The following is a 7,638-nucleotide window of genomic DNA, read 5'->3' as shown; positions in this document are numbered from 1 at the left end:
ATCAATATCTAAGTAAGCACCACAAAGGAGCGCACCGTACCAACTATAGGCTGAAGCTGCCCAGGAGGAATGACCGTATTTAATACAAAGCTTGACTGTAGTCAAAATAATTAACGGCCACAGGACTGGATTAGCAATATAGGACGCAGAACTAGCATTGGTCAAAATCCGGATAGCGGCTAGCTGATAAGGGTCAGTAATCTCTGGCAAGTTAGCTAAATTAGCAATTTCCTCAACCTCTAACTGTAACTCTTTCCGTAGTTTATCAACTTCAGTATTAATTTCTTGGGCTTCCGTGGGAATAGCTATCCCTAGCATTTTCAAAACGTTGATGCCTAAGTCGATAGCTTCAGTCATCTTGTTTTGATTAATATAAAATAAGATCTGTAGCTCATAGACTTTGACTTTATCTAAAAAGGTATTGGCTTGTTTTAGGACTACCTTTGATAACTGTTTAGCTTGCTCTACATTAACCGTTAAATATTCCGCTTCAACCGCTGCTATCGACAGAGCTAGGCTCAAGTCATAGTTACTCTCCCAACTATCTGAAGCTAGGAGTTTCAGACCGGAATTAAAATACCGAACAGCCGGTTCATAAGCCGTCGCTGATTTGGCTTTTTTACCAGCTAATAGATTTAATCCTGCTAGTTGGTCTCTCTCAGACGGATTGATAATTAGGTCAGCACCGATATTAAGCTGATTGACAATATCAAATATCTTCTCTTCCCGTTCTTGTTCAGAAGTATTGCTTAACAGGAGTTGCCCAATTTTTAGGTGGGTTTGTTGCTTATGGTCTTGATCAATCAGAGCATAGGCTGCTTGCTGTACCCGGTCATGGAGGAATTTGTAAACTGGGGAGGAGTGATGGGGAAGTCGTGATTGGGGATAGCTTTCACCAATGCTCTGTTGAGATTCATCGGTAGTCTGGAAAAACTTGTAAATCTCGCTTTGGGGTAATAGTAATCCTTCTTGTAAGGCTTTCCAAAGATCAGCCGCTGTTTCAGTTTGGGATTTTTCATAGACAATGGCTAGGGTGCCTAGATCAAATTGGTTGCCAATACAAGCAGCGAGTTGAAGTATCTCTTGAGTCGCTGCTGGCAACTTCCTCAACTGTAGCGCCATAAATTCTACCACATCATCACTCAGAGCCAGGGCTCTTACTTGAGCAATGTCACACTCCCAATGACCTACCTCAAAATTAAACCTAATCAGATTTTCGGCATGGAGAGATTTCAGGAATTGAGTGGCAAAGAAAGGATTACCTTTAGTTTTCTGAAATACCAATTCTGTCAGAGGTTGTGCCAGTTCTTCTGAACAACTGAGGGTATCAGCAATCAGATTATTTAAATCAGAGTGTTTGAGAGGGGCTAGAGTGATACTATTAACGTTTACTTCAGTTTTGCTAATCTCATCCAAGGTTAACATCAACGGATGGGTTGGAGAGACTTCATTATCCCGATAGGCTCCAATCAGCAGCAAATAACGAGTATCAGTTTCGCTCATCAACAACTCCATCAACTTCAAAGACGCTGAATCCACCCATTGCAAGTCATCTAGGAAAATAACTAAGGGATGCTCAGCAGTAGTGAAGACTTGGATGAATTTCTGGAACAGTCGATTAAAGCGATTTTGTGCTGCACCAGCTGATAGGTCTGGCACAGGAGGCTGTTTGCCAATGATTTGTTCTAGTTCAGGGATAACGTCAGTGATGACTTGACCGTTTTCTCCGAGTGCTAACAGAATTTTGATTTTCCAGTGTTGTAATTGTGCATCCCTTTCCGTAAGCAGTTGTCCCATCAAGTCCCGGAAAGCTTGGACAAATGCAGAAAAGGGAATATTGCGCATAAATTGGTCGAATTTCCCTTTGATGAAGTAACCCCGTTGTCGGACAATCGGCTTGTGGACTTCATTGACCACAGCAGTTTTCCCAATCCCGGAAAACCCTGCTACTAACATCATTTCGCTCCTGCCTCGGGAGGAATCCTCTTGAGCTATTGTCTTGCCAGCAACCCGGTCAAAAGCGCGTCGTAAGGTCTCAACTTCCCTGGCGCGACCATAAAGTTTCTCGGGAATCACGAAGCGATCGCAAATATCCTGAGTGCCTAACTCAAAGGTTTCAACCCTACCAGTTTCATGCCATTGGGATAAGCAAGTCTCCAGGTCATACTTCAATCCCAAAGCACTTTGATAGCGGTCTTCAGCATTTTTCGCCATCAGTTTGCTAATCATGTCCGAGACAATAGTCGGAATATCAGGATTAATACTATGGACTGAAGGTGGCTGCTTGGCAATATGGCAGTGAACTAACTCCATTGGGTCTGTGCTAGGGAAGGGTAACTGTCCGGTCAGGAGTTCGTAGAAGGTGACTCCCAAAGAATAGAAGTCGCTGCGGTAGTCAATGCCCCGATTCATCCGTCCAGTTTGTTCCGGAGACAAGTAAGCTAGAGTGCCTTCCAGGACATTGGGACTTTGAAGCACCATTATTTCCCTTGGCAGTAGAGAAGCAATACTAAAATCAATCAGTTTTACTTGTTTAGTATCCGGGTTAATCAGGATGTTGGCAGGTTTAATATCTTTGTGAATGACTCGGTTGCGATAGAGTCCATCAAGGATGGATGCAATTTGAAGAGCAATGTCGAAAAATTCCGTTAGAGAGGTTAATTTTAAGCTTTCTAGATTAGAGCAATAAGTTTTGAGGGAAATACCACCAAAATCCTCCATCACCAAACCATAGCCATTGCGGTAGTGTTTTAAACTGTAGGGTTTGACGATGCCAGGTAGATCAAGGTTTTTGGCAATAGTATATTGATTACGAAACTGCACCAGTTCACCAAAGCTGGGATATTCACTCTTAAGCAGTTTGATCACAACTGGTTTTTGGTCTGACTCACGAATTCCTTGATACACTAAGGTTCTAGAACCGGAATAGATAATCTCGGTCATTTGATAGCCAGTCAGTGTCACCATAGTACTGCTCATAGTCATCTAGTCTTCATCACAGGTTCAGGTACCGGATGAGAAGTTTGAGATGATTTCTCTTCCGGAACAGGGATTTTTTCCCACTGTGACTAGTCTTCCCAAAAACATCAATCTAGAATCGATTTTGCCTAATCGATTTTGCCTAATCGATTAGGCAATAGGCATGCTAGCAATAGGCATGCTAGCAAAATTATTTCCCCGACTCCCGACTCCCGACTCCCGACTCCCGACTCCCGACTCCCGACTCCCGACTCCCGACTCCCGACTCCCGACTCCCGACTCCCGACTCCCATTAACCCAGTAATTTGTGCCTCACCGAATTGAGAACTGCTATATGGCAACTAAGGCAAACAGCTTTTTAGGATTAGTGATTGGCAATTCCCGGTTACATTGGGCTTGGTTTGTGGATAACACCCTGAAAAAAGCCTGGGATACCAACCATCTAACCCCAGCAGCTGTAGAGCAGTTAATCAAGGACTGGACGTCTAGTGTCATGTCAGCGGAAATTTTCCCAACCCAGTTAGCAGCTCAGGGATCAGACCCATCCAAGCCATTACCCCTTTACATCGCTTCAGTAGTACCTGCCCAAACAGCACTCTGGCAAAACTATTCCGATACTACAGTAGTGACCCTGGCAGATTTACCCCTTTGCGGACTATATCCCACCCTAGGCATTGACCGCGCCTTGGCCGTATTTGGTGCTGGTAATAGGTATAGTTATCCAGTTTTAGTTATTGATGCTGGTACTGCTCTAACCTTTACTGGGGCTAACCAAAACCTACAGCTAATCGGAGGAGCTATCTTACCAGGATTGGGATTACAGTTACAGTCTCTAGCACAAAAAACTGGAGCATTACCTGCGATTGAACTACCAGCTCAGTTACCAAAGCGTTGGTCACTGGAGACATCAGAGGCAATAGCAAGTGGTGTTGTCTATACAATATTGGCTAGTATCCGGGATTTTATTGAGGATTGGCAAAGGCAGTTTCCCAAGAGCCTGATTGCTCTGACTGGTGGTGACTCTGAGCAGTTAGTTACTTATCTCCAATCCCAATTTCCTGCAATAGCGGCTCAGATTATTGTTGATCCTTACTTAATCTTTTGGGGAATGTTGTCAGTGGTTGGTAGTTAGTTGCTGCGGTAACTGTTGTGGGGAATGGGGAATTAAGCAACAGTGATATTACCCTCAAAATAGTCCTGTAACTGACGGTCATGGTCATGGCTGAGGTTTCCCTTAGGGATAGCTTCCGGTTCAAACGCCTTGACTTCACTAATTTCCAAGACGTCCTGTACCTCCATAGTTCCGGTGACATCAGCTTCTACCAGAATACAGATAGAATGGACTCTGGGATCTCTTCCTGGTGCTGAGTAAACCCCAACTAACTGGCGAATCTTGAGCAACTCCAGTCCAGTTTCCTCAAATAATTCCCGTTCGATAGTCGTTGGAATATCTTGACCCCAGTTAACTATACCTCCTGGTAGAGCCCACTTACCATTGTCACGACGTCGAACTAGCACAATTCGCCCATCCGGCAAGAGTGGAATGATGCTCGTACCGGTAATAGGATGTCGAAATATAATCCCAATAACGGTTTGGACAAATTGCCATAATCTTCTCATGTGATGATAGGGCTGTTGATTGTGTGTGTTGGTTTTACTGACTGCTATGATAGACATTATGGATGCAAGTTCGGTAACGTCAGTGATTGAAAAGTCCATTGTGATTCAATTCAACATTGAACGTCTGAGTAGTTAACAGCTAGGAGCCTAAGGAATACCTGACCGGTTCATAGGCGAATCACTTGTGGTTAAATCTCTGTCTTGATGCAAAGCACGATTGGGGGGATACCACGCCAGTCGCTCATGGGGAAAACCCCCTTTGGCCGCACTGACTACCCTGTTCCATTGCTGCATAGCTGTCATAACCTGGGTAGATATGCACCAGTGCTTCGGCCTCTCACCGACCTTCATCTGAACTTGTTCGCTCAGATGGATAACTCTTAATGACTATATACATTGGCAACCTAGATTATCAGGTTACCTCTGAAAACTTACAGGAAGTATTTCAGGATTATGGTACAGTATCAAAAGTAGTAGTTCCTAAAGATAGGGAAACAGGTCAAGGGCGTGGATTCGCTTTTGTTGATATGGGGACAACGGATGAGGAAGATTCTGCCATTTCTGAGCTAGATGGTGCACAATGGATGGGGCGTTCTATGCGCGTCCGCAAAGCTAGACCAAAAAATAACGACAACGAAAACAATCGCGGAAATCGTAGTCGCAGTGGGTTCTAGAAACACTAGGCTTCGAGGACAATCAAGAAGTCTGGTTTGGAAAACTAACTATTTTCCTTTCCCGTGGGTCACATGGGTAACTTAAATAAACCAAGCTGAATTTATTGTAAGACTTGGGTTTGATAGTGTTTTTGTTTTTTTATCAATGAGGTAGACATGGCAAAGCGCCGCAATCTAAAAAAGGAAAAGGCGCAGCGGAATCAAGCTTACGCCCGTAAGTTTCGGAAGTCCAAGCGTAATACGGGCCGTTTTTCCAAAAATAGACGGTACGGGACCAAACCTCCTAAGTCGGAGGAAACAACAGCAGAAAATAATGAGGATAATAATTACCAAGGTGGTACTGGTGCGATGTAATGAGTCAGTTATCAGCTGATTCCTGATATTCCCATAAGTAACTACCCCAGTTGATTAACTGCTGCTGTCAATGTAGAAAGTTTAGGAGTATTGAGTCAGGAGCTTCGAGTCAGAATAAGTCAAGGTGATGTGATTGGAATAAACAAAAGTCAAAGTATCTTTCCAAAAACTAACTAAACATATTTATTTCTGATCCGAAGTTTCCCGCTCCTAACTTCCCTATAATTAAGTATTTTTGTACTGGCGCAAGATTGACCTACGGTCACGCTACGCGATTAGCCCGAAGGGCGTTGGCTAGCGAACGACAAGATCTAACAAGATCTAATATTAGAGATAAATTAGCGATCAATATTGGAATTTAGGCGATCGCATGCATCCTGAATCCCTCGCCTAACCTGGTCAAAACCAGTGCCACCATAACTATTCCGACGAGCGACGACTTGAGTCGGGGCAATGGCTTGATAAATATCCTCTGCAAAGGCTGGATGCAACTCTTGCCACTGTTCGAGGCTCAAATCCTTCAGTAACTTCCCGGATACCAAACAACTTCTGACCACCTTACCCACCAGATTGTAGGCTTCCCGAAACGGAACTCCTTTTGAGGCTAAATAGTCAGCGACATCGGTAGCGTTAGAGAAATCTTCAGTAACTGCTGATGCCAAACGTTCGCTACGAAATTCTAACCCTTCCTGCCAGAGAATGGTCATGGCTTCGAGACAGGCTTTGATAGTGTTAACGCTATCAAACATTGCTTCTTTGTCTTCTTGCAAGTCTTTGTTGTATGCCAAAGGTAGCCCTTTCATCAAAACTAACAACCCTTGTAGATGACCAAAGACACGACCAGTCTTACCTCTTACCAGTTCGGGAACATCAGGATTTTTCTTTTGGGGCATGATGCTAGAACCAGTAGCACAACTATCCAGGAGAGTAACAAAGCCAAATTCCTGAGATGCCCAGAGAATGATTTCCTCTGAAAATCGGCTCAGATGCACCATGATCAAACTGGCAGCACAGAGGAATTCAATGGCAAAGTCGCGATCGCTTACTCCATCGAGGCTATTACCATAAATTCCTTCAAAATGCAAGGTTTTGGCGGTATGATGTCGGTCAATGGGGAAGGTAGTCCCTGCTAAAGCTCCACAACCGAGGGGTGAGATATTCACCCGCCGTCGGATTTCCCCTAAACGCTGCCAGTCCCGGTCTAGCATTTCCACATAAGCTAACAGGTGATGGGCTAAACTGACTGGCTGAGCCCGTTGCAGGTGAGTATAGCCAGGAATCAGGGTTTCAACATGAGCTTTGGCAAGATTGAGCAAGACCTCTTGGAAGTTACGTAACTGGCTACGAATCTGATCAATCTGCTCCCGGAGGTAGAGTCGGGTATCCGTACCAACTTGGTCATTACGCGATCGCGCTGTATGTAGCTTCTTGCCAACATCACCCACAAGTTCAGTAAGGCGGCGTTCTACAGCTAAGTGTACATCCTCAGCATCAACACCAGGGTTAAATTTTCCTTGGTGGTATTCTGAGCGGATTTGTTCTAAGCCAGCTACTAGCTGCTGAGCTTCCGACTCAGAAATAATGCCAGTATGGGCAAGCATCTTGGCATGAGCCACAGAACCAGTAATGTCATACTCAATCAGTTCTATGTCAAAGGGGATACTGGCATTGAAGCAAGCAATTGCTGGATGTAACGCTGATTCAAATCGCTGACTCCAGGTTTTTTGCTCAGTCACAGTTTTGGAAACAAGATAAAGGACACAAGACGAGTTAAACGAAGTTAGATTTAGTATAAGCATTCAGCTATCAGCATTCAGCTATCAGCTTAGGTGCGATTAGCATAAGCAATTTCGAACTATTAAATTTTACCGTTTGGGCATTGCGCATTTCCCATAGGCGCACGCTACCCGAACGAGATGTACCTTAAGCTGATAGCTGAATGCTGATAGCTGAATGCTTATACTAAATCTAACTTCGTTTAACTCGTCTTGTGTCCTTTATCTTGTTTCCA

The 7,638-nt window shown here is 44.2% G+C and carries 8 protein-coding genes; 5 read left to right on the top strand and 3 right to left on the bottom strand.

Annotated elements, in window-relative coordinates; all coding sequences use genetic code 11:
• A partial coding sequence (locus F6J99_RS38130) for a serine/threonine-protein kinase PknK (RefSeq protein ID WP_293121124.1) occupies positions 1-2,979 on the bottom strand: 2,979 nt, incomplete at its 3' end.
• A gap of 138 nt (positions 2,980-3,117) precedes the next feature.
• Between F6J99_RS38130 and F6J99_RS38125 the strand changes: the two genes are divergently transcribed.
• The gene (locus F6J99_RS38125) at positions 3,118-3,303 is read left to right on the top strand and encodes a hypothetical protein (protein WP_293121122.1); all 186 of its coding nucleotides are present in this window, start codon (positions 3,118-3,120) and stop codon (positions 3,301-3,303) included.
• A gap of 10 nt (positions 3,304-3,313) precedes the next feature.
• Entirely contained in the window at positions 3,314-4,111 is a 798-nt protein-coding gene (locus F6J99_RS38120; protein ID WP_293121120.1) for a pantothenate kinase, read from the top strand.
• Positions 4,112-4,143: 32 nt separating this feature from the next.
• On the opposite strand, the gene F6J99_RS38115 is transcribed toward F6J99_RS38120, so the two are convergent.
• On the bottom strand, positions 4,144-4,599 hold the full coding sequence (locus F6J99_RS38115; protein ID WP_070394675.1) for an NUDIX hydrolase: 456 nt from the start codon (positions 4,597-4,599) through the stop codon (positions 4,144-4,146).
• A 243-nt stretch (positions 4,600-4,842) separates the two neighbouring features.
• On the opposite strand from F6J99_RS38115, the gene F6J99_RS38110 reads away from it, so the two are divergent.
• From F6J99_RS38110 to F6J99_RS38100, 3 genes are all read left to right on the top strand, one after another.
• Positions 4,843-4,983, top strand: a complete 141-nt coding sequence (locus F6J99_RS38110) for a hypothetical protein (protein WP_293121119.1) — start codon at positions 4,843-4,845, stop codon at positions 4,981-4,983.
• On the top strand, positions 4,983-5,273 hold the full coding sequence (locus F6J99_RS38105) for an RNA-binding protein (RefSeq protein ID WP_293121117.1): 291 nt from the start codon (positions 4,983-4,985) through the stop codon (positions 5,271-5,273). The genes F6J99_RS38110 and F6J99_RS38105 overlap by 1 nt, the downstream gene beginning before the upstream one ends.
• A gap of 156 nt (positions 5,274-5,429) precedes the next feature.
• Positions 5,430-5,627, top strand: coding sequence for a hypothetical protein (locus F6J99_RS38100; protein WP_070394677.1), 198 nt, complete (start codon positions 5,430-5,432; stop codon positions 5,625-5,627).
• 338 nt (positions 5,628-5,965) lie between these two features.
• On the opposite strand, the gene argH is transcribed toward F6J99_RS38100, so the two are convergent.
• On the bottom strand, positions 5,966-7,363 hold the full coding sequence (gene argH / locus F6J99_RS38095; RefSeq protein WP_293121115.1) for an argininosuccinate lyase: 1,398 nt from the start codon (positions 7,361-7,363) through the stop codon (positions 5,966-5,968).
• Positions 7,364-7,638: the final 275 nt, after the last annotated feature.

Origin of the sequence: Moorena sp. SIO4G3 (assembly GCF_010692305.1) — a bacterium.
Taxonomy (GTDB): domain Bacteria; phylum Cyanobacteriota; class Cyanobacteriia; order Cyanobacteriales; family Coleofasciculaceae; genus Moorena; species Moorena producens_A.
Note: the sequence above shows the minus strand (reverse complement) of the source record. Positions and strands in the feature narration are given on the sequence as shown.